The sequence below is a fragment of the Rhizobium sp. WW_1 genome (assembly GCF_003610155.1).
GTDB lineage: Bacteria > Pseudomonadota > Alphaproteobacteria > Rhizobiales > Rhizobiaceae > Rhizobium > Rhizobium tropici_A.
Map to the genome: position 1 here is coordinate 212,054 of NZ_RAIN01000007.1, position 22,899 is coordinate 234,952.

At 58.6% G+C, this 22,899-nt stretch carries 18 protein-coding genes and 1 tRNA gene; 5 read left to right on the top strand and 14 right to left on the bottom strand.

Features of this window, described 5'->3' with window-relative positions; genetic code table 11:
- Positions 1-13: 13 nt before the first annotated feature.
- Together BJ928_RS21750 and BJ928_RS21755 are read right to left on the bottom strand one after the other, a co-directional pair.
- Positions 14-1,213, bottom strand: a complete 1,200-nt coding sequence (locus BJ928_RS21750; RefSeq protein ID WP_047630736.1) for a GTP-binding protein — start codon at positions 1,211-1,213, stop codon at positions 14-16.
- Between the two features lie 15 nt (positions 1,214-1,228).
- Positions 1,229-2,347, bottom strand: coding sequence for a D-alanyl-D-alanine carboxypeptidase family protein (locus BJ928_RS21755; protein ID WP_183079445.1), 1,119 nt, complete (start codon positions 2,345-2,347; stop codon positions 1,229-1,231).
- Positions 2,348-2,587: 240 nt separating this feature from the next.
- Between BJ928_RS21755 and BJ928_RS21760 the strand changes: the two genes are divergently transcribed.
- From BJ928_RS21760 to BJ928_RS21780, 5 genes are all read left to right on the top strand, one after another.
- The gene (locus tag BJ928_RS21760) at positions 2,588-3,748 is read left to right on the top strand and encodes a M20 aminoacylase family protein (protein ID WP_047630734.1); all 1,161 of its coding nucleotides are present in this window, start codon (positions 2,588-2,590) and stop codon (positions 3,746-3,748) included.
- A gap of 125 nt (positions 3,749-3,873) precedes the next feature.
- A tRNA-Arg gene (locus BJ928_RS21765) sits at positions 3,874-3,950 on the top strand.
- 420 nt (positions 3,951-4,370) lie between these two features.
- A complete protein-coding gene (locus BJ928_RS21770; protein ID WP_245432455.1) occupies positions 4,371-5,795 on the top strand; it encodes an AAA family ATPase in 1,425 nt (474 codons plus the stop codon).
- The gene (locus BJ928_RS38565; RefSeq protein ID WP_047630732.1) at positions 5,792-6,832 is read left to right on the top strand and encodes a hypothetical protein; all 1,041 of its coding nucleotides are present in this window, start codon (positions 5,792-5,794) and stop codon (positions 6,830-6,832) included. Before BJ928_RS21770 ends, BJ928_RS38565 begins: the two co-directional genes overlap by 4 nt.
- A 341-nt stretch (positions 6,833-7,173) precedes the next feature.
- Positions 7,174-7,572 (top strand): hypothetical protein, encoded by a 399-nt coding sequence (locus BJ928_RS21780; protein WP_047630731.1) that lies wholly within the window; start codon positions 7,174-7,176, stop codon positions 7,570-7,572.
- Between the two features lie 257 nt (positions 7,573-7,829).
- On the opposite strand, the gene BJ928_RS21790 is transcribed toward BJ928_RS21780, so the two are convergent.
- From BJ928_RS21790 to BJ928_RS21845, 12 genes are all read right to left on the bottom strand, one after another.
- Positions 7,830-8,159, bottom strand: a complete 330-nt coding sequence (locus tag BJ928_RS21790; protein ID WP_047630730.1) for a hypothetical protein — start codon at positions 8,157-8,159, stop codon at positions 7,830-7,832.
- 74 nt (positions 8,160-8,233) lie between these two features.
- A complete protein-coding gene (locus BJ928_RS21795; RefSeq protein ID WP_047630729.1) occupies positions 8,234-8,494 on the bottom strand; it encodes a hypothetical protein in 261 nt (86 codons plus the stop codon).
- A gap of 39 nt (positions 8,495-8,533) precedes the next feature.
- The gene (locus BJ928_RS21800; RefSeq protein ID WP_047630728.1) at positions 8,534-8,854 is read right to left on the bottom strand and encodes a hypothetical protein; all 321 of its coding nucleotides are present in this window, start codon (positions 8,852-8,854) and stop codon (positions 8,534-8,536) included.
- Positions 8,855-8,911: 57 nt separating this feature from the next.
- Positions 8,912-9,544, bottom strand: a complete 633-nt coding sequence (locus BJ928_RS21805; RefSeq protein WP_047630727.1) for a hypothetical protein — start codon at positions 9,542-9,544, stop codon at positions 8,912-8,914.
- Positions 9,545-9,580: 36 nt separating this feature from the next.
- Positions 9,581-10,081 carry a hypothetical protein gene (locus BJ928_RS21810; protein WP_047630726.1) on the bottom strand — a complete coding sequence of 167 codons (501 nt, stop codon included), beginning with the start codon at positions 10,079-10,081 and terminating at the stop codon, positions 9,581-9,583.
- A gap of 23 nt (positions 10,082-10,104) precedes the next feature.
- Positions 10,105-11,442, bottom strand: coding sequence for a hypothetical protein (locus BJ928_RS21815; protein ID WP_052227608.1), 1,338 nt, complete (start codon positions 11,440-11,442; stop codon positions 10,105-10,107).
- On the bottom strand, positions 11,442-11,636 hold the full coding sequence (locus BJ928_RS21820) for a hypothetical protein (protein ID WP_047630725.1): 195 nt from the start codon (positions 11,634-11,636) through the stop codon (positions 11,442-11,444). Before BJ928_RS21820 ends, BJ928_RS21815 begins: the two co-directional genes overlap by 1 nt.
- Positions 11,637-11,644: 8 nt before the next feature.
- Positions 11,645-16,057, bottom strand: a complete 4,413-nt coding sequence (locus BJ928_RS21825; protein WP_052227607.1) for a hypothetical protein — start codon at positions 16,055-16,057, stop codon at positions 11,645-11,647.
- Positions 16,058-16,060: 3 nt separating this feature from the next.
- Complete coding sequence (locus BJ928_RS21830; RefSeq protein WP_245432457.1) at positions 16,061-16,507, bottom strand: hypothetical protein; 447 nt, start codon at positions 16,505-16,507, stop codon at positions 16,061-16,063.
- Complete coding sequence (locus tag BJ928_RS21835) at positions 16,489-17,112, bottom strand: hypothetical protein (protein WP_047630723.1); 624 nt, start codon at positions 17,110-17,112, stop codon at positions 16,489-16,491. The genes BJ928_RS21830 and BJ928_RS21835 overlap by 19 nt, the downstream gene beginning before the upstream one ends.
- Positions 17,113-17,114: 2 nt before the next feature.
- A complete protein-coding gene (locus BJ928_RS21840) occupies positions 17,115-17,768 on the bottom strand; it encodes a hypothetical protein (RefSeq protein ID WP_047630722.1) in 654 nt (217 codons plus the stop codon).
- Positions 17,765-22,546 (bottom strand): hypothetical protein, encoded by a 4,782-nt coding sequence (locus tag BJ928_RS21845; RefSeq protein WP_047630721.1) that lies wholly within the window; start codon positions 22,544-22,546, stop codon positions 17,765-17,767. The genes BJ928_RS21840 and BJ928_RS21845 overlap by 4 nt, the downstream gene beginning before the upstream one ends.
- Positions 22,547-22,899: the final 353 nt, after the last annotated feature.

Sequence of the window (22,899 nt, forward strand, 5' to 3'; positions counted from 1 at the left end):
TAATATTATCCCCTCAGAACTTCATTCCCGGCACGGCGAGCGGATTGTCCTGCAGCGCAGCCCTGTCCGGCGCATCGACGCGAGGCTTGCTGAGGAAAGCATCGAACAGGCCCTTCACGAAATCCTCAGGCAGGTCCTTGGTGATGATGACCATGCGCGTGCGCCGGTCTTCCGGGTCGGGCCATGCTGGCAGGCGCTCCGGCGGATGAAAAATGTTCTGCACGCCATGCAGCACGATCGGGCGCTCCGGCCGGTCGGACACGGCGACGATCGCCTTCATCCGCAGCAGCTTTTCGCCATGCGCCGAACGCAGGAGATCGATGAACATTTCGAGCGCCATCGGATCGATGGGCTGCGTCTCGACAATCGAGAACGACCGGATCGATCCGTCATGGCGCGTGACGTCATGCGCGTGCTGATGCCGATGGCCGTGGTGATGCCCATGATGGTGGTGGTGTCCATGATCGCCGTGATGGTGGTCATGATCGTGGTGATCATGGTCATCATGATGATGGTGATGATGATCCTCGTCCGCCTCCAGCTCGTCCTGCAGCCAGCGGCCGACATCGGCGATCTTGGAGGCCGGATCATATAGACCATTGATGAGGATGCTGGCGCGACCGGCCTCCTCGCTATCGGCGTTCAGGATCTGTGCGCGCGGATTGAGCGATCTCAGCCGGCTTTCCAGCTGCGCTTCGGGGACGGCGCCGGCAATCCCGGTCTTGGACACGATCAGCCGGTCGGCAACCGCCACCTGCTTGCGCGCTTCTTCATGATTGTCGAGCGTCTGCAGGCCGTTGACCGCATCGACGACGGTCACGACGCCATCGAGATCGAAATTGTTGGCGATGATCGGATTGCCCATGATCGACTGCATGACCGGTGCCGGATCGGCAAGGCCGGTCGTCTCGATGACGACGCGCTTCAGCGGCCGGATGCGGCCGGTCTGCATGGCATCCATGAGGTTTGCCAGCGTATCCACCAGCTCGCCGCGCACCGTGCAGCACAGGCAGCCGTCGGAAAGCTCGATGATGGAATCGCCGGAGCTTTCCACCAGCAGGTGATCGATGCCGACATCGCCGAACTCGTTGATGATGACGGCGGCATCGCGCATGGCCTCGTCTTTGAGGATGCGGTTGAGCAGGGTCGATTTACCCGCACCGAGAAAGCCGGTCAGGATGGCAACCGGCACTCTTTGCTGCGAAACGCTCATGATTTCAATCCGATATTAGAAAGTGGGACGCGGCATCGGGATCGGCACATTCGATGCCCCGCCCGAAATCGCGATCTTGTTGTCCTTGGTCGCCTTGTCGCCCTTGGCGGTGGCATCGTCCTTGTCGCCCTTGGCGGCGGTCGCGATGTCCTGGCCGCCGATGAGACCGGCATAGATGAAATTGGGCTCGTGATCCATTTCGTGGATATAGGGCGACTGTACCTTGGTGCGGCCGAAGGGGTCGCGGGTTTCGCTGCGCGCCTGCGCGCCCTTGGTGCTACAAATGTCGGCGGTGACATCGGCGACATCGGCCGCAAGCGGCGCGTCGGGCCTAAGCGTCGAAAGCGTGTCGCGGGTGGAAAGCTGGTTCTGGAAGCCCTTTTCCAGAAGATTGGCGGAATCGTCGGCACGCGCCGCCAGGCTGTCGGTGCCGAGAACGACCGAGATCAGCGTGCGGCCGTTGCGGGTCGCCGAGGCGATCTGGTTGAAGCCGGCCGCGCAGATGAAGCCGGTCTTCATGCCGTCGGCGCCGTCGAAACGGCCGATGAGCATGTTGATATTCGGCACCTGCTTCACGCCGTTGGTGAAGCCTTCAAGCGAGAAATAGCCGGCATATTGCGGAAACTCGCGGCGCAGCGCGACGCTCAAAATGGCGAGATCACGCGCCGTCGAATATTGGCCCTTGCCGGGCAGGCCGTTCGGATTGATGAAATGCGAGTCGCGCATGCCGAGGCGGGCTGCCTCCGCATTCATCCGTGCCACGAAGCCCTGCTGCGAACCGCCGACAGTTTCGGCGACGGCCATGGCAAGATCGTTTGCCGATTTGACCAGCATCATCTTCAAGGCATTGTCGAGCGTCATCTTCTGGCCCGGCTTGAAATACATCTTTGCCGGCGGCTGCGCCGCTGCCAGCTTCGACATGACGACGGGCGTATCGAGCCTGATCTGGCCGGACTGGATGGCCCGGAACGTCACATAGGTCGTCATCAGCTTGGTGAGCGAAGCGGGATACCAGCGGCGGAACGCTTCCTGCTGATCAAGAACACGCCCGGTGCTGACATCGACGAGAATATGCGGATTGGCTCCGGCCGTCTGCGCGGTCGACAGGAAAAGCATGGATGCTGCCGCGGCCATAGGGACAAGCCGCAGGGCGGCATACAAACGATTCTGCTTCGTCGGCACGATCTATCCTTCAGAAGTCCGGAATTTTCTCGAAAGCTTCGTCTATTTAACCTATATGGCTAGGAGAAGGCAAAGGCGATTGACGACTTTATTTCCCGGCGGCACGCCGCAAGGGCTGCGACAAACCGGCCAGGCTGCGCGACGGATTTGTGAGTTGAACCAGAAGCGATATTGATCAGTAGGAAAATCAGCATGCCGATCTTGAACAGAGCCGCAGAACTCCAGGGCGAAGTGACCGAATGGCGCCGCCATATCCATGCGCATCCGGAGCTTCTCTACGCGGTGGAGAATACTGCCGCCTTCGTGGCGGAAAAGCTGCGCTCCTTCGGCGTCGACGAGGTCGTGACAGGTATCGGCCGCACCGGCGTCGTCGGCCTGATCCGCGGCAAGGGCGAAGGGCGCACCGTCGGCCTGCGCGCCGATATGGATGCCCTGCCGCTCACCGAGATCACCGGCAAGCCCTATGCTTCCGAGACGCCGGGCAAGATGCACGCCTGCGGCCATGACGGTCACACCGCCATGCTGCTGGGCGCTGCGAAATACCTTGCCGAGAACCGCAATTTCAACGGCAACATCGCCGTCATATTCCAGCCGGCCGAAGAAGGCGGCGCCGGCGGCGACGCCATGGTCAAGGACGGCATGATGGAGCGCTTCGAGATCGCCGAAGTCTACGGCATGCACAACATGCCGGGCCTGCCCGTCGGCCATTTCGCCATCCGCAAGGGCGCGATCATGGCGGCGACCGATGAGTTCACCGTCTCCATCAAGGGTGTCGGCGGCCATGCCGCCATGCCGCACATGACGATCGACCCGATCGCCATCGGCGCGCAGATCGTCTCCAACCTGCAGCTCATCGCTTCGCGCAGCGCCAATCCGCTGAAATCGGTCGTCGTTTCCGTCACTACCTTCAACGCCGGCAACGCCCATAACGTCATTCCGAACGATGCAAGCTTCGCCGGCACCGTGCGCACGCTCGATCCAGAAATGCGCGACCTTGCGGAACAGCGCTTCAAGCAGATCGTCACAGGCATCGCGACCAGCCACGGCGCCGAAGTCGAGATCGAATTCCAGCGCAACTACCCCGTCACCTTCAACCATGCCGACGAGACCGATCACGCGATCGCGGTCGCCGAAGAGATCGCCGGCGCAGGCAAAGTCATCCCGGATATCGACCCGATGATGGGCGGCGAGGATTTCTCCTACATGCTGCTTTCCCGCCCCGGCGCCTTCATCTTCGTCGGCAACGGCGATACGGCCGGACTGCACAACCCGGCCTACGACTTCAACGACGAAGCGATCGCCCACGGCATTTCCTACTGGGTGCGGCTTGCCGAACAGCGGCTCAACGCCTGAGGCTTGCAGCCAGCCCTGCCTCACGCTGCCTTTGAGGCCGCGTGGGGCACGTTCAAGACAGATTGTCTCCGCAACGCAAAAAGACTTGGCTTCGGGCCTTTGCTTTTGTATGGATCATGCCGAGTGGTCTCGTAGCTCAGCAGGATAGAGCACCAGATTCCTAATCTGGGGGTCACGCGTTCGAATCGCGTCGAGATCACCACTCTTTTCAATAACATAGCTTCAAAAATCGCATGATTTTCATGCGCCAGCAATTTACCGGAATTACCAGCTTTTACAGGCATTTTCGGACGTTAGCGGGGATTCTGTGGCGCATGAATGGCGCACGGAATCGGCAAGCCTGCGACCGAATTCGGTGTCTTCCCTAAGTAAACGGTGGAAAAATAAGGCGGACGCGAGTAGTGGTGATGACACTTCAACCCGCGTTCGCATTTTGATAAAATGATTGTGAGTAGCGATGCTAAAGTACGGTGTGGCAAACATCCGAAGATTGCATGATTTTCAACCGATCGAATTAAAGCGGATAACACTGCTTGTCGGAAAAAATAGCGGTGGGAAAAGTACGTTTCTGCGGACTTTCCCACTTATTCGGCAGTCTCTAATGACGCGAACGAGTTCGCCGATGCTTTGGTATGGCGATCTCGTCGACTTTGGTTCTTTTGAGACCGTTCTTTCTCGCGACTCGAAAAGCAAGGCGATATATTTTTCTTATGAGATTGACGAGCTCCAGCTAGAAGACCGAACCCTCTTTGTTGAAGCGTTCGGTTATTTCCGGCGCCAAGGCTTCCAGACAACTATCACCGGCATCAACTATAAGGTGGGTATCGAGCGGAGAGGCGAACGCACGCGAATATCATCGATTTCAATCGGTATTAAATCGCCGCCTCTGCAAATCGAACTTGAAGTTGACGACAACAACAATGTTAAGCGCATCGATGTCAACGGAAATGATTTGATCTCCGCAGTCACTCCGTTGCGAATAAACATTTCGGCGGGTACGTTGTTTCCGGAATTGCGTTTCGCTCGCGCAAAAGAAGATCTTAACAAAGATATATGGGGCGGCAATTCTGCTAACGCCGTCTTTCCGGCGCTTTCACGCTTATTGCGTAAGGTAATTGATCAAAGAACTCGCGATAAATCAATTGCTGATATCTCCTCAAGGCTGATCGTCAGTGGCTTAGCCGATCGAGCCAAATTCAGACAAATTGGAGCGGCGCAGGGAAAAACGGTCGGTCGCCTTTTTGATTCGCTAGCATCTTCTCCTCCGGGCAGTACCACATATGAACAAATTGCACTTCTGGTAAACGCAGCTGCTTTACCTAATCTGTTTCGTTCTATTTCCAGCCACCTTCGTAGCATCTTTAGCGCGACTCTCTATATAGGGCCAGCAAGAGCGCGAAGTGAGCGTTACTACCGCTACCAAGACCTAGCCGTGTCCGAAATCGACCCGGACGGCAAAAATTTTCCAATGTTTTTGAACTCGCTCCGCGTCTCGCAAGTTCAAGAATTCTCGGATTGGGTCCGAAAGTTATTTGGCTACGGCGTCTCTCTTTCGAGATCTACCGGACATATAAGCATCAACCTAACGAACGGCGGCGACGAAACGAATATTGTCGATGTCGGCTATGGAGTTTCTCAAATTCTGCCCGTACTCGGGCAAATCTGGTGGGCACGCAATAGGGTGATCAGCCGGGAGTCGAGATCCCCACTGTCGTTGCTCGTGATCGAACAACCCGAGCTGCATTTGCATCCAGCACACCAGGCTCTTTTGGCAGACGCCCTCGTTGGCGACGCTACTGCATCAATTGAACGAAATAATTCAGCTGGTCGAATGCATTATGTTGTCGAAACGCACAGCGAGACTTTGGTTAATCGCCTCGGTGAATTCATTGCAGCCAAACGTGTCGATCCTTCGGAAGTTCAGGTCATACTTTTCGAGCCCGATGATGATGGAACTACAACTAAGGTGCGGACAGTCGAATATAACAGTGATGGGGCGCTGATTGATTGGCCTTATGGTTTTTTTCAGGCGCCGTTTTTGACATGATTATCCGCTGGGAATTCGATGCTAAGTATAGCGCGATTGCAAATGACGCTCGTTTGCCGTTGGTGACTTCGGAGTTGTTGCGAGCACATCGTCTAGGTCACCATTTGCTTGTCATAGAGAGACCACTTATTTCGGAGTTGATAAAACTTGACTTATCATCAATAGATAGGGCAACACTGACGAGGTTGTCAGGAGAATTTACTCAAAACGGAGCTATTCATCGGCAATCAAAGAAGTATATCATCATTGAAAATAGTTTTGATAGCTACATTAATATTGGAGAAGATAGAATTCATCTTTCGCTTTTTCAATTGAATACATCAAGAATTCTTGAGCCATCAGTTTTGTTGGTCGAGAATTCGGCTACTGATGGATGGTTTCTTGAGACTGTTTTGAAGGTTCATGCGCTCAATACGTGGCGCGGAGGCATATGTTTTGACCTAGCGCACGGAGGGGGCGACGAGGTGCCAAATGTCTTAGAATCTTTGGTTCACCAGAAGAAACTTATCGTAACCCTGGTAGACTCCGACAAGAATTCTCCAACATCTACTGAGACCAAGAAAATAGATCGCTTGGAAAAAGTAGTAAAAGACAATAATTGGAAATTGAGTTTCGTTTATTCTAGTCCCTGCCGTGAGGTGGAAAACTTCATTCCGCTCAATACCTTGTTAAACTTACCCTGCGGCCACGCTTGCGGAGCAAACGAGGTATTTCTGAACCTAGAAAAACAAGAAGAGGGAACTCGCGAAACTCTGTATATGTTTTTCGATCTGAAGCTCGGATGGGATGGCGTAGGCGAAAAGATGACCGATGAGGAGCGCAAATGGATAAAGTCGAAGTTGGCCCTCGCAGGAAAACTCGATGGCATGCCCGTTCCAGGCTATGGCGAGAAGATCATAAAGCAAATCAAGGCTGACGGAGCGCATATCACAACGCTTAGACAACATCTCGTTCAGCGAAGCTGGTCTGATTTGTTTCTTTCCTTCTTTGAGGGATTGTGGTGGTATTTTATCGCAGCCCCTCAGATTCGAACCTGAGGCAAACGGAATCGGCCCAAGCGGCTTCCATGGCTTCCCGATACGTTGGCGTTGCCGCTTATGCGGTCATGGTCGACGAAGAGACAGGCGATATGTCATCGCCGGGCCTGCTGGCGAAAACACGGCGAAATCGCCGACCTGAACGCCGCCTGAGATCGGAGTTCGCGAAGCGGCCAAAATCAACGGCTCGCAGTCGCGTGGGACAAATTGAAGCTCTACAAAGTCATTATACTTTTTGCCCGACGTGTCTCACCAAATGACGGCATTTCCCGCCCTCTTGACCATTGCGCCTATAGAGAACATAAATAGAACAAATGTCGTCTCTGTAGGAGTTTTTGAGTATGAGCCGCCAGCCAATTTACACCAAGATCCCGCAGCTAAGCACTCAGAGCATTGTGCTCATAATTCGCGGATACTCCATGGGTGCGATCCGTGACGGGTGGATGGCCGTGATCGACAACAACAAGACGCGGCCCGGTAACCAGCACCAGGATCAGCTCTGCATCGCGCGAACGCGTGAAGGGAGAGTGATGCTGCGGTTTGTGAAGAGGGGCGCGCGTCATAACCGATGGGATCTGATTTCCGTCACCGGAGATCCTATGATCGATGTCGAACTGGAGTGGTGCGAACTGGTCAAAATGATCATTCCCCACAAGATGACGGCGGCAGAAATGAAATTCATCAATAGCCTCGAGGCGGGCGAGATCGTCGAGGATCAGCACGCATCGAAAGCAGCCTGACGATCGCGATGAGAAAGCGCCAATACACGGCCGCTTATCTTTCGGACTATGCCGGCCGCAAGATCTGCGTGATTTGCCCGAACTGCGGAATGACGCGGCGCTACGATGCTGATGCGATGCTGAAGCGGATCGAGGATCAGCCCATGCCATCCATACTACCGAAGATCGCGAGGGCTGAAGGATGCAAAAAAGTCGACAACGTCTATTCCGATCGCTGCCGACTCCATTTCGATATCGATGCTATGAGGGGTTGATTGCTACTGTCCTGCAGCGCCACCCCGAAACCGCCGCATCAGCTCGTCAAATATCACGTCAGCGAGCCACATGGCGCAGACGCCCACAACGAAAGCGGTCGCGTTCATGGCCGCGATATCGCGCTCTGGAAGAGGCCAGTTGATCGCCTTCAGGTAATAGAGCGCCGGCTCCGTCAGATAGGCGGCGGCGATGGCGCCGCAGACTGGCGAGGCGAAGATCTCGCGCGCAGTGTAGCGCCGACGCGACAGACCGCGCAGAACGCCACCCATAAGTCCCGCAACTGCAACGCCCGCCTTGATGCCAAGTGCTTCCAAAAAATCGTTGATAGACATCCGCCCCTCGAATGCTTGATGTGGTGGGAAGAGCACGCCCCGGCGCCGGCCGGGACATGCCGAGGAATGCCGCGCTATGCCGCTGCCTTCAGTTCGGCGGCAGGCTTGGAATCATTGGCCGCGACAGGCGGCTGCGGCTGCAGGATGCCTCGGGCGCCGTCGCGCGTCAGGTTGATCGTCACCTTGATCACGTTCGACAAAAGCAGGACGCTGGCGGCGACCTTGGCGGCGGTCGTGTCGGACATGCCGAGACCAGACCAATCGACCGTCAGCAGCGCGCCGAGGACAAGGCCGATCAGGTTGAGGATATTGTGCACCAGGTTGGTATTGAACATGGGATTGCTCCTGATTGGTGAGGGAGAGGAAAGAGAGGATTAGCCGGCCGCTTTGGCGGCTTTCGCCTGCCGCAACGCCTCCTTGATCTCGGCGTAGGCATTGGCGGCGAGCGTGATCGCATCGACGAGGGTGACTTCAGTCGGATTGTCGCAGATCGGCTGCGTGCTCTTATAGGCGGCCGCCTCGATACTGACGGCCGCGCCCTTGATAAGGCCGGTTTCGGCGATCGCGACAAAGGCCTTATGATCCTTTTCGATATTCTTGCAGATCGCCGAAACGTCCTGCGAACTCTGGCACGCGGTCAGGGAGGCGACGGACAGGGCGAGGCCGGCCGCCATCGTGAGATGGAGGATGCGCATGAGGGATATCCTTCGATGTCAGGGAGAGAGGAAAGAACCGCCTTGCGGCGGCATGCATCAACGCGCCGCTTCAAGCGCCGCGAGGAACTTCTTTGCGTAGCCGGCGATATCGGCGGCTCGATCAGTACCGTTGATGATCTTGCGGGCACCGACCCAATCGGTCGCCGTGCCGCTGAAATAATCGGCCAGCTTCCTGCCGGTGAAGCGGCCGTTGATCATGCCGTCAAACAGGATCTCGACAGCCTTGGTGGGATCGAGCGCCAGATCCGGATGATCGGCAATGCCGTATTTCAGATAGTTGTCATGGCCGGTGATCTGCACCAGGCCGCGACCACGATACCGCCAGCCGTCGCCGCTGGCTTCGCTTCCATTGCCCATGCGGTTCGCATAGGCCCGGTTTGCGATCCGCTGCGGCTGGCGGGCATAGGCGGCAGCTTGAGCTGCCGTGAAGTACTTGCCGAAGGTCGACAGCAGACCGGCTGCCGAATAGTTGAGGTTTTCCGAGATGGCGCACATCGTCTTGTCCGTCTCGTGGTAGGCCGTCGCCAGCATATAGGCCAGCCAACGTTGATCGAACGGCTTTGCCTGCCACTCGATGAGAATAGCCTCCATACCGTTGACCTGGTTCGTCGACAGGTGCGAGTCAAACAGCGAGATGCGCACCGCCGCGAAGAATTTCGCGTGATTCATGGTGATGTTCCTGATTGTCGGGAGAAGAGTTGCCGGTCAGCCGGCGCTTGGTGCAGGAGCAGCCTGCATTTGCTTGATGGTGTTTTCCAGCTGCTGGATCGTGGCGTTAGCTGCGCCGAGCTGATCCCTCGCAGCGTAAAGCTGACCCTTGAGGGCGCTGTCATTTACGATGGCAGCTTGCTGCGCATCCGTCAGCTCCGTGCGAAGTTGCGTCACATCGGCGGTGACGGCCGCGAGATCGGCGTTTGCTTTCGTCAACTCGGCCGTCACGATATCGAGCTGGCCGCTCAGCGTGGCGATCTGTGCCGCCTGCGACGTGACCTTGGCAAGGGCATCACGCGTCGTGTCCGTCATGATGGCACCGGTCGGGAAGCCCGCAAGGTCAACCGGTTGCGGTGGCTGGACATCATCCTTGATGATCTCGCCATCGAGTGTGACACGACGCAAATACTGAACATGAGCGCCTGTCGGTGCGGCGTCAGGGCCAAAGCGGACCAGTAGCTCATAGGGAATGATGACATCCTGAATGTCAGCCATGATAAATATCCTTTCATTGATGGCTAGGAGACAATTGCACCGTCCGGAAAACGCCAACTGGTGCCGTCCGAAATCGCAAATCGCTTGCTGGAAGTGCCGTTCGAAACGTAGACAATGCATTGCGTGTTCGCGGCGGCTGATGGCAGCGTTGAGACCGTGAAGGACGGAAGACGCGGACCGCTACCAAAGGAAACTATGCCGGACGCACGAGTAATGCTGAGCGGGCTGTCCATGAACGCTCCTGCATCACTAAACCGGTTAATCTGGAAATCACCGCCAGCGTTGGAGCCAGTTTCAGGTGACTCGTTTGGAAGTCGAATTTCCCAACGGTTTAGACCGCCGCGCTGACCAATAACCTGGCCGCCGACTCCCCCTGGCACGTCAACCCAAAGCCCTCCCCACGACCCCGGAGATATAATCTGCGTTGTGCCCCATGTGTTGAGCGTGCTCAGCAGCGGAACGTTCGCCCCGCTCGTGCCGACGCTCTTCACTGCAGCCGTGCCAAGTCCCAAACCAGTTCGGGCTGATGCCGGGGTGTTGCCGCCCGTTCCGCCGTATGTCGTAGAGAGTGCGGTGGTTAACGCGAGAGTCGTGATCGCCGTGATGCCGGTGGCACGGTAGATTGCAAATGGCGACCCGAGCCAGTTGCCTGCGTCATCGTAGCGATGCAGCTCGAAATTCGCGCCGGAGTTGGTGTTGTCCTCAGCGACAGGATTACAAAGGTACAAGAGCCATCGCGGTGACCCATTTTTTTGACCCATGAGCGCCGAACCATTCGCCCCCGCTGCTGCATTTAGAACAAGCTGAGCATAGCCACCGGTCGATATTGCCTGCTGCTGTCCCCAGATATTGGCTCCGTCGAGCCTTGCGACTGCCGCGCCGCTTGTGCCGGTATTCATCACCGCCGCGCTTCCAAGCCCCAAGGCAGTACGGCCCGCAGCCTGATCCGCAGCGCCAACCAGTGACCGCCCGAAGCCAGTGAAATCCGCCAGAGCCGCCGTACCCTGGCCGGTGAAATAGGCAATCTTGTTAGCAGCCGTCTGTAACCCGGCAATAGCATAGAGAACGCCATTCGTCAGCGCATCGAGCACGGCGCGCGTCGAGGCAAGAACGCGGGTCGCATCAGGGGTGAACTGAATGCGATAGCTTGCCGTATTGCGAGCCACACCCGGCCAAGGATCGGCAAGCGTGAGCGAGGTGTTGCTGTTCACGGCTGCGATCGGCACGGTCAGGCCGGCCGCCATGAACAGATCCCCGGCCTGAATGCCCGAAGTCGACCAGGTCGTGTTCTGCCCGGTCACCGCTACGTCATTGGCTGCAATCGTGGCCGTGCCGGCGTTAAAGGTGGTGGGAAGCGCCATTATGCGATCTCCTGCGCGTTAGGATCAGCAGGGCTCGCCTTGAGGCTTTGCAGCTCGTTTGTGAGGGCTGCATTCTGCTCCTGAAGATCGAATATTGCCTGCGCCTGAATGAGGCTTCGATTGCGGTAGTATTCGGCGAGCGCCGCCTGTTCCTGCAGGGCAACAAGATCATTGATCGGGACCGTGCTCGGCATGATTTCTCCTATCTTCCGTAGAGGGAAAGAATACGAATGGTGCGATTGTTCGCGGTGACGTTGCTCCCCGACACGACGCGGACATCGAAACGAAAGGTCGTCGATGTGATCCAGCTCGGCGGGGTGAAGTTGAACTCGTGGGCGAAATGGCTGCGCCCCATAAAGTTGTGCTCAATGACCGCCGTGTAGGCGTTATTGATGTTGTCCCAGATCGAGATAACGACCTGAACCGGCTGCTGGACGTTGTTGACGTAGACGCCGTCACCGGCAAGGCTGAAGGCGCTGTGCACGATGCAGGCGCCGACGTTTTCACCGTGGGGAGCGGTCAAGCCGGTAATCGGCGTGTTGGTAGTGCCAATGCCTGCGACACCGAGAGCATTGTAGTCGACGCGCGAAATCGACCCGCTCCGGATGTTGCTGCGCCCGACCTGCAGCGTGCCGATATCTGCGTATTGAATATTGGCGTTGACCAGGTAGGTGACGCCGCCCGAGACCGCGAAAGGCACGGCTCCATTATCGATCAAGCCGAACTGGCTGGCTTGCACATAGAAGCCTGCCGGCGCGTTCGGATCGGCGGGAACCCGCGCATACCAGCCGACTGCCTTATAACCGGAACCGCTATCATAGCGGGCCTGCGCACCGATCTGCGTATAGCCGGCCGGCCCTGCAACCACTTCCATCTTGAACTTTGCATCGGCGGTCGCGCCGTTGGCGGTCGCCGTGACCTGCGTCAAGGCACTGGCCGCCGACTGAATATCGACGCCCTGCTGATTGACCGTCGTCTGCAGGCTCTGCAGGGCCGATGCATCGGCCTTGCCGGTGATCGAGTTCTGCAGGCTGGTAATGGCCTGCCCCTGTGACGAGAGGGTATTCCCCTGCTGCGATACCGTCTGCGACAGGGAATTGAGCGCGCTGGCTTCGGCTTTTCCCGGCAATGCCGCCTGTATCGACGTAATCGCCTGCGATTGCGAGGTGATCGAGTCCTCGGCAGCCGTCACACGGCTGGTAAGCGCGGTTAAGGCGGCCGAAGTCGCTAGCCCCGGCAATGTCGCCTGCACCTGCGTCACGGCCTGAGATAGAATGTCGAGGCTCGTTTGCGTCAGCGTGATCTGCGATGTCAGGGTCTGCGCGACAAGGGAAACGGCCGCCTGCCCATTCATCTTGTCAAGGAAGTTGGCAAAGTCCTGATCGACGCCTTGCATCGACTGCGGAAGCAGGCTGTTGCGGATCGCCGCGACCGACTGGCCGATGCTCGTTATGCCGACGCCACCGCCCAATGCCTCGACATCGTTGGCGAGCTGATTGACGCTCTCGATGCTGGCTTTGCCGTCGACGGTCTGCGACAGGGACGTGAGCGACTGCCCCTGCGCCGACACCGTGTTGCCAAGCGCGGTCACCGTACCGCTCAAGCTGCCGATCGCGGTCGAGTTGGCCTGTACCGTCCCGTTTGTGGTCGCAAGCTGTGCCTGCAGGGAGGTTATTGCCTGCGCATTGGCACTGTCGCCGGAAGCGCGCGCCTGTTGTTCGGCCGCCAGCTCGGCACGCGAAGCGCCTGGCGACGGCGAGCCGATGGCGATCCAGTCGAACTCGAAATAGTCCGTCGCCGTTTGTGCCGACGAGAGATCGATGCGGATCTGGTCGATCGTTCCCGACCAGGCCATGTTGAAGGTGACCAGCGCCACGCCGTCGAGATTGAAATCAGGTGCACTCAGCACCAGCTGGCGCGCGATATCCCATCCCGCATCGGAAGCTGCCTTCCACCAGGCGATACCCTCCCAAACCGGTGCGCCTGTTCGGCGGATGCGGGCGCGGATCTGCCGCGAAGCATTACCCACGACGCCAAGGCCAGTCGGAGATAGCACATAAGGATCAGTCGCATGGTCCGCTGGACGCAGGAAGCCGTTCGCGACCGTGGGATTACCGTTGCCTGTCCAGCCGAGCACGGTCGTGTCGAAGGTCCAGAGCGCATTTGCGGCCGGATCGAACTGATTATCCGTGCCGGCCGATTGCAGCGACATGCGGTCGGACAGAGCCTGATAGTCATCGGCTCGCGCCCGATCAACCTGCGTGATCTGCGCCTGCAGGCTGCCCGTTCCGGCCTCGATCGTCGTGACGCGAAGCGCCAGCGCGGCATTGGCCGAGACCGCGACCGTGATCTGATCGGTGAAGTTGGCGACGACATCGCCGATGCGCGCGGTCAGCGACTGGCGAAGCTGTTCCTTCTGCGTATAGGATGCATTGGCGAGATCGGCGGCATAGTCGCGGATCGATGCGATTTCCCTGACCAGATCCCGATAGCGGCTCGACGCTTCCAAGGCGCCGGCCACCCGCTGCGATTCCTCGGAGGCAATCGCATCAACGCGCGCCTGCACCTCGTCGAGGATCGCCTGCGCGTTTTCGAGGATCTGATCCGGAAGCTCGTCGTTGATCCAGTCCTGCAGCTTGGCAAATGCCGCGATGATGTCTGCCGTCAGTTCCGAGATCGACAGCCGCGTGTCATCCGTAGTGACATCAATCCAATCGGAAAACAGGGTCGGGCGGTTCGTATAGGGTATGAGCTTGCCGCGCACCTGGTAGGCAGTCGACGGCAGGCACCAGTCACCCGACACCAGCCAGCTGAACGGCTCGGCATAGGGATAGGAGGTGCTGTCAAAGACGATGTTGCCGCTTGCCTTCAGCTGGACCGTAACCTGAACCTGCAAAACGTCGTCGAGATCCGGCGTACAGCTAACGCGGATCGCTGGCCGGCGCGGCACGCCGTTCGCGTCCCGTATAATTTCCTTCTGCACTGACCAGCCCTGCATGGGCTGTGGCGGCGCCGATATAGAGCCGGTCCAGCCGATCGTCGTCGGCAGCTCGAAATTCTTGCTCCAATCATGATCTGACGGGTCGACCTCTTTCAGCGTGACAAGCTGATTTGTGTCCGGATGACCGTCGATCTGAACGACGATGAACTTCTTGTTGTTATAGCCCTGGCTTGTCGACGACCACGCGACGACATCGTTTGCCTCCAGCGCATAGGCTTCTGGCGGCAGGTAGAACTGGTGGGTGCGGAAGCGCCGATAGTCCAGAATCATTGCACGCATCAGGCGCTGGACCTGCGTTGCAAAGGGCGTCGACGGAAATTTCAGGCCAACTGGCAAGCGACGGTTGCCGTCTTCAGCTTCAAGATCCGCGTTATAAAGGGCGGGCGCATCCTTCATCGCCCATTTTTCGGCAGGCTCCGGATAGGTTGCCTCGACGGCATTATAGGTTGCGCTCAGCGTCGGGAACGGATCGTAGCTCTGCCCTTTGGTGACAAGGATCTCATTGTCGGTGAAGCTATAGACCGGTGAGCCGACACCGCCGACGAGCATCTTGAAGATGCCGCCATTTTCCGCGAGACGGCCTGAACATCCGCCGCGCAAGGTATCGACGACATCGAGCGGCTGATCATCGCCGGTCACCTCATATCCGGCCCTGAATTGGTTTTCCGTGCCGCCAGCCGCAAGATCAATCTGACGATCGCACTCATTCGCCGCGGCGATCCAGTTCGACGCCGGCAGGCGATGCGGCGCGAGGTTCTGGCCGCCGAACATCCACTCGTCATTATAATAAATGCCGCGAATGATGTTGTAGGCTACCACCGCGTTGTTGGTGGACGGCTCGTAAGTGGAGACATCGCCCCAACGATGCGAGCCGTAGCCGCCATTGGTCGAATCCTTCCTTACGTCGTAAAGCGGCAATGGATGCGGCTCAAATACGCCGGCAGGCACGCCAGAGAAGAAATCGGAATTATAGCGTGCGGTCACGATAACAAGCTGGCAACCGCGACCGATCATCGACGGCAGCCACGGCCGCTCCGGATCTGCGCCGAACTTGGCAAACAGGTAGGGATCGAGGCCCTGTGTGCCGTCGAGGTATTTTATCCAGAGATAATCATTGCCCTTTCGGTCCCGGTACTCGACGACAGGATAGCCGCGACCGTCCGGGTGCGGCTGATCCCACCGGACGCCGCATTTCTGGTCATCAAACCAGACGCTGGTCAGTCCCAACGGACCGGCGAAGCTCGGCATGCAGCCGATCTCCAGCACATCGACCAGGTAGGCATTCGGCGTCTTGCCGTCGTCGCCCCAGGTGTTGATATATTTCCGCTTGCCGGCCGTCGCGTATTTGCCCAACAGGAACGACATGGGCAGATCGTCGCCCATGCGGACCTCGATCTTGACGCCGGTTTCCTGCTCCGGCTTTTTCTGCATCGCCTTTTGCAGCAATGACACGCCGAGCGTCAGGACCGTACTAACCAGCGTCTTGATGAGAAACGCGCCGATGCCACCCTTTGCGATGGCGGTCGCGATCATGGTGATGATCGGATCGGCATGCGCCGGGTCCGCCATCAGCCAGAAGCCGATGACGTTCAGGACGAGAATGAAGAGCTTCATGATTTATCCGACCTTGAAGGCCCGAGCGGCGGTCAGCAGATCGACCGTGCCGAAGCCGGTCTCCGAAAGCACGAAAATGCGCTCGCCATCGACGATGCCGAGCGCATGCCTGAAGCGGGTCGGGACCTCTATGGCCGCGATATCGCCCATGGAGGCACGCGAGATATGCTCATGTTCCGGCAGGAAGCTGCCGACGAGGTCGGCAAGGTCGTCAAAGCCAAGATCCTGCATAAGGCGATAGGCGCTGTCGGCGTCGGTATATTGGCCGGCGTGCTGTGCGAACAGGTCAACGCCGGTCATGGCGGTCACCAGCGGAGCAGCAAGACCTGAGACGCAATCGCAGTCGCGCCAGCCGAAGGAGCGATGCTTGACGATGTCGATCGCCGCAGCCATGCGGGAGCGCCAGTCGGGACGGCGGGATAGAGCTTCGATCATTTCTTTTTGCCCCATGGAATATCCCAGGTGGCGACGGTGCTGGCATATTTGCCGATCTCGTCGCCGCCGCGCCGCTTCTGCCCCTCATAGGATGACTTCAGCGGATTCTTGATTTCGAGCATCGAAATGGCGTCGGACACGCAACGGATATCAATGCCGCCGTCTTCGCCGACAGCTGGCGTATCGATGGGCGAGCCGTCGATCTCGCCCATGAATTCCAGTTCCGGCATGGAAACGGGGCGCCGGCTCTTCGGATGCAGGGCAACCCGGTGAATTTCGACCTTCCCGAGCCTGATATCGTAGCCGCGCACCAGCTGCTGCGTGACATCAGGGATCTGGCTGAGGGTGACCGTGATGGTCTGAATGCTCAGATCGGAAACGCGCGGGATCGGATCGATATCGGTCACCAGCCCATTGCCGTAATAGTTTCTGGTCACCACCAGGCCGGTCACGCCAGAGACAACGGAAATCGAGATATCCTCGTCGCCGGTCCAAAGGCCCAGCTCAACCGGCGTTCCGTCAAACTTCTTGACGGAAAAATAGACGAGGCTGCGCGTCGACAAGCCTTCATCGCGCGCAGCTTGAAGGGCTGCGGTGAAATTCGGAACTAGATTTTTCATGATTACTTCTTCTGAATAACCTTGAAGCCCGCGCCTTCGGTATGCATCTTTGCCGCCGTGCCGGGGTTATGGCTGCCGGGAACGACGACACACCGGCACGCTGGCTTCACCAGCGTAACCTGCAGATTGGCAGCAATGCCGGCAGAGACATGCGGAAAGACGCCAAAGACCGGCGTTGTACCCTGTCCATCCGCAACAACGTTTTCCGACACCTCAAGGAAGGCATAGCGGGTCGGGTTGGCGCTGTAGGCAATCTGCATCTTGTCGCCGACCGTGAGCCGATAGCCTGGCGGCAGGTTCCGCAGGCTCAGGCCGTCGAGATCCGCCGCAACAGCCCCGATCGTCACGACCCGCGTTCCGATGATGCTGCCATCGGGATCGAACTGCGGATACTTCGACAGGGGATCGTAGATAAACATCGCCTCCTGCGCGCCGTGCAGCTTGCGGATCATGGCGGCGATCTGCTTGGCGGCGTCGTTCTCCATCTTGATCAGGCTGACCGTGCCGATCCACAGCGGTGTCGCAAGCTCTGCCTGCCAAACGCGGCCATCTCCCGTTCCCGAAAACTGGTCGTTGCGCTGCACATCCCAGATCACGCTTGAGATCCGGAGGATGTCGGCGAAGTAGGCCAGGGAATATGGATAGGAAACGGTCATCCGATCTTCCTCGGGGAGCGATTGATCTCCTGCAGGCGCAACGGCATCCGGTTGCGGCTAAAGTCTGTAACCGCAGCGGTGCTTGCTGCTTCCGCCTCGCGGCGCGATACGCTCTTCACGTAGGCCTTGAGGTTGCCTTCTTCGTCGACCGACACACCCACGCCGACATCGACAGCGGATGCAGACCGTTCCATCCGTTGCTGGTGACGCTCTGTTGCATCGCCGATCGTCGAGCGCCGCGGCGGTGCGCCGACAATACCGCCATCCGCATAGCCGTAGCGCGGCATGCCGCTATAGGCAGGGCGACCCATGCGCATGCGGTCGACATTCTCGACACCGCCCCAACGCGCAATGTCATCCTGACTCCAGACGATTTCGCCGCGATGGACCGTGCCGGCTTCCTCAAACTTGCCACCGGGGCCGGTGTAGCCGCCACCTGCAAAACCGGCGCCAGCGTAGGCGGCAAAGGGATCGAAGCCGGTAACAGGTGTCGCACCCGAACCGATATCGAAGCCGCCGCTACTGCCGCCAAAGCCGAAGAGCTTGCCGACCCATCCGAACAGTCCGCCGCCACCGCCGCCGCCAGATCCAGAGGAAATACTAGAGGAAAGCTGCTGACCGAACTGATTGAGGCCGCCGCCGAAGTTCGTCAGGCCATCGGCAGCAGAACCGGTCGCCGAGGAAAGGCCGCCGACGCTTCCGGTCGCTGATGTGACGGTGGAATCGAGCCTGCCAAGCGAGGTGTTGAACTTGTCGACATAAGACGAACCTGTCGTGCCAAAGATGTCGCTGGCTCCGGCACCCTGCGCCAAGGGGCGGCCGGTAAACCAGACACTGGCGGCATCCTGCGGGTTGCCGAACTTCGAAAGCGACTGCCCAAAGTATTTATTAAAGACAGCGTCCTGCGCGCTCTGGCTGGCGAGGAACTGCGAAGGCGACAGGGAAGAGCCAAGCGCGCCCTTGGTCCATGACGGGATATTGGCGCCCATGACCTGATAGGCACCATAGGCCCGATCACCGGAAGACAGAACAGGACCAAGGGCCGAATAGTTGCCGCCGCTCTCGATGCCGCGAATGGCAGCACCATAAGCATTCATGTTGCCGGGTAAGTTCTGGTTTGCGGCTGCAGGGATGCCGAGAACCGCGCTCAGCGTCGTGTCAGCTACAACCTTATTGTCATTTGCTGCTGGCTGAGACGAGCCGATGCCAAGCAAGCCGAGAAGGCCGCCGCCACCCGGTTTGCCGCTCCCAAGGATCGCATTGGTCAGATCGGTAAATAGCGAATCCGTGATCTTCGTCGCAACGTTGGTCAAGGCCTTCAGGATCGCATTGCCGAGGGACTGCCCGAGGCTATCGCCCTGCAGCAAGCCATCACGGAAATCGCTGAAGAAGCCCTTCACGCCATCGCGCAGCTCCTGAATTTTCATGTTATCGCGAATGGCGTTCGCTTCGGCAGAGTTCAGGTCGACAGGCAAGCCGGACGAACGGAGGCGCGAGGCAATCTGCTGGTCGCCATCCGAGCGGAAAAGCTGGTCGCGCTCAAAGGACAGATCGTTGCGCAGGCTGGCCTTGGCGTAAAGTTCAGCCAGGCGGCCAAGCTCGCGCGCCTTCTGCTGGATCATCTCGATCTCTTTTTCGTCGACCTGCGTGCCGTTCTTCGCCGCTTCCATGCGCAGCTGTGAAATCAGCTCGTAGGCCGTCCGGAGCGCCGTCGCTTCGCCGATGGTCTTGCCGATCAGCGAGACTTCCTGCTGTTGCGCCGCGACGGACTGATTGAGCGATAGCAGCCGTTCGCGCTGCGCATCGGCAAGCTGGCGCGCTTCCTGTGCGCGAGCGAGGCTTTCAGCCTGATCAGCCTTCTGCCGCTTCTCCGGCTCCGTGTCGTTGTCGCCCGCTTGTGCTTCGGCCGTCTTTCGGGCTGCAGCGATCCGCTCGGCAGAGGTGCGCGCACCGATCGTTGCGATCTGCGCTTCATACGAGGCGCGCTGCCTATCCATCTCCCGCTGTCGCTGCGCCGTATCGAGGTCAGCAATCTGCTTTGCCTGTGGCGAAAGGAAGTCAATCGGCAGGCCCGCAGAGCGCTGCTGTTCGGCGATCGTCCGCTGCTGCGGCGAGCGACCAAGCTGATCTTGCTGGAACTGGACGTTGTCGGATAGCTGAGTGCGGGCGCGGGACTCGGCCAACTTGCCATATTCAATTGATGCCGACCTGATCAGGTCGATTTGCTTGGCAAAGATCCGCTGAAATTCCTGCTCTTCCGTTACGCCATTGCGATTGGCGATTGAACGGAGCTGCGCCATCGACTCGTATTGAGCGCGGACCTGCTCCGCTGCGGCGCCACTCTTGCCGATCAGTGATATCTGCAATTGCTGGTCATCGTTGGCCTTCTGAAGCGAACGCTCGAAATCGTCGAGCGCCTCCTTTTGCTGTGTGTAGGCCGCCATGTAAGCCGATTGACCGGCCATGTTGACGCGCTGGTTCTTGGCCTGCACGCCTTCGCCCGGCACCACTTCCAGACGCGCCTGCGCCATTGCTGCGGTGCGCCGCTCTTGTGGCGAGCGCGCATTGAGACTCAGCGTCTCAGCCAAAAAGCTGCGCTGAGACTGACGCATGGTCTGCTGCTGCTCAGACAGCCATCGGCTATAATTGTCATTGTCGGCGCGACTGGTCGGTCCCTGAGAGGTGATCCGACCACCAGGGCCAACATCGCTAAACAGCCTGTCCTGCTCGATCTTGACCTGCTGCATGACCTGATAGTAGTCGCTCAGGTCTTTGCCCATAACGATGATCTGGTCCGCCACCCTTGTCAGGCCCGTCGCCTTGCCGATGGCCTCGATCTCCTCGGCGAACTTGGCGAAATCTGCGCGGTTGTCGGCAATGCCGATTTTCAGGCGTACAATGGCGTCCTGAAAGGGCTTCACGGATTGAGCTGCTTCCTTGCCGTCAGCCCCAAGCACTTTGATGGTCGAGTCGACAGAAAGGGCGTTCTGCACCAAACTTTCGGCCGCATCGGCGGCGCTCTTCCACTGTTCAGCCGCAACATCAGGCTGCTGCCGCACGGTGGATTGATATATGCTGTCGATCGACTGATGCAGGCCATTTGGATCGGATGATCCACCAGCTCGAATCCTGTTCAAATATTCGTTGACCGGACCCTGATAGACTTTCTGGTAGCCCTGCAGGTTCTGAAGTCCCGAAATAGGCGTACCGGCGCCCGTCAAGGGCGAGAAAAATCCGCCAGTGCCACTCAATTGCGCGATGTACTTGTTGGACTCCTGTCGGGCAACGGCTTGTGCGACCGCATCATTGTAACGCAGGCTGGCGTTAGCTCGGCTATTACCTCCTAGATTAGGGGAAATATTGCTGGCATCAGCAACCTGATGATAGGTTTCCTTCAGGATCTTGAGACTATCGTTCTGCGCCTTCAGAGCGTCTTCGAGTGTCTTGGCGCTGGATGATGCAGTGCTGAAGTAGTGAATGGCAGCTGCGGCCGCGCCGGCAAAGCCGATGGCGGCAAGCGAAGACAGGCTCAAGACTTCGCCGAGAGCGGCGCCAAGAGATTTGACTGCCTGTCCGGCACTCTGCCCTGAAAATGCGGAGGCAAGCTGCGGACCCTGCTGCAGCGCTACTGTCTGCCACGGCATGAATGCGCCCGTGGTCGCGATATCCTGTAGCTGAAAGCCGATGTTTGAAACGTTGGCACGCTGAGCCCCGTCAGAAATCCCCTTGCCAGGTTGATTGGAGTTTGCCGTAACTTTCGCGCGGGCCATGCTTTGCGCTTTCGCCAGCTCTTCGGTGCTTATAAGCCCCTTCGCAGCCAGAGAATTGTAAAGCTCCAACTCGTCGTTCAGTCTGCGCTGTGCGGCCCAAAGGGGGTCCAGCTCGCCACGAAGGTCGATTGCAGCCTTGGCGTAGCGATCAGCCTCCTGCTCAGCCAACTGCATCGCGGCCGCATTGGCGCGCGCCTGCTGGTCCATCTGGTCGAGCTGATCGCTGAAGACTGATGCGGATTGGCGCGCTGTGCCGCTAAATTCCTGCGGATCGCGGACGCTCAGGACACGGTTGAACTGACCCTGCACCTGATCGGCAGCTTGTGCCTGACGTGCGGCTCTGGCGAGAGCGGCGTATTCTTCCGCCTGGCGGCGGATCGCGGCCGAGCCGGCATCGAATTTGTTGATCAGCTGATCGAGCGCCGATTCATACCCGCCAGCAATCTGAACGCCGAGACGTTCGGCTTCCGCCAAATCATTCAGCTCGGTGCTAAGGCGTGCGGCTGCACCGGCAGCAGGGTCGAACTTCTGCTGCAGCTCAGCGATGCGTGTCGCGGCGGCCGCGGCCTGCTGCTGCTCGCGCAGGCTCGCATTGACCGTATCGATCGCGGCAGCAAGGCCAGTGAAGCCGCGTGCGGCGAGATCGGTCGCATTCGCCGTAAGGCCGAAGCGCTGCGATACGCCGGTGTAGATCCGCTGCAGCTGCTCGGCGGATACCGTGCCCGTATCGGACGCCTTGGCAAGCCGCAGCAACTCAGAATTGAACTTCTGCGCAGCACCATAGCCGTCGACATACTGACGGCTCAAACGCTCCAGGGCGCTGACCGTCGACGAAACCTTGATGTTGACGGCATCATTGGAGGTTGAGACGCGCACCGCCGCTGCAGCCGCTTCGTTGCTCGACGCCACCATGCTCTTGTCAGCCGCGACCTTCTGTTGCGCGCCGCGAACATAGGCGGCGGCATCGAAATCGGCAGAGATGCGGAGACTGCGAAGCTCTACGGCCATGGGATGATCCAGATTTCAGGGAGGGCGCTGCGGAAGCGCTCAGCGGCTTGGCTGCCGCTGCTTTTGACGTTCCGCAGCAATGGAGAGGTATTCGGCGTCTATCGCCGACATAAAGGTCACGAAGATCTCGTGATCATTGTCCGCGATATTGTGATCGCGAGCATATTGGCTGACCGCCGAATATGAGATCGGGCTTTCGCCACCAAAGGCACCATAGAAGCGATCGTAGCGAAGGCGATCCCAGGCACGAAAGTAGAGGTCGAACCATAGCTCGTATTCGACCTCATCCGTTGTGTCTTCTAGGGCCGTCTCGGTCCATGCCTCTTCGGGATAAGCTGCGGCAATCTCGGCGA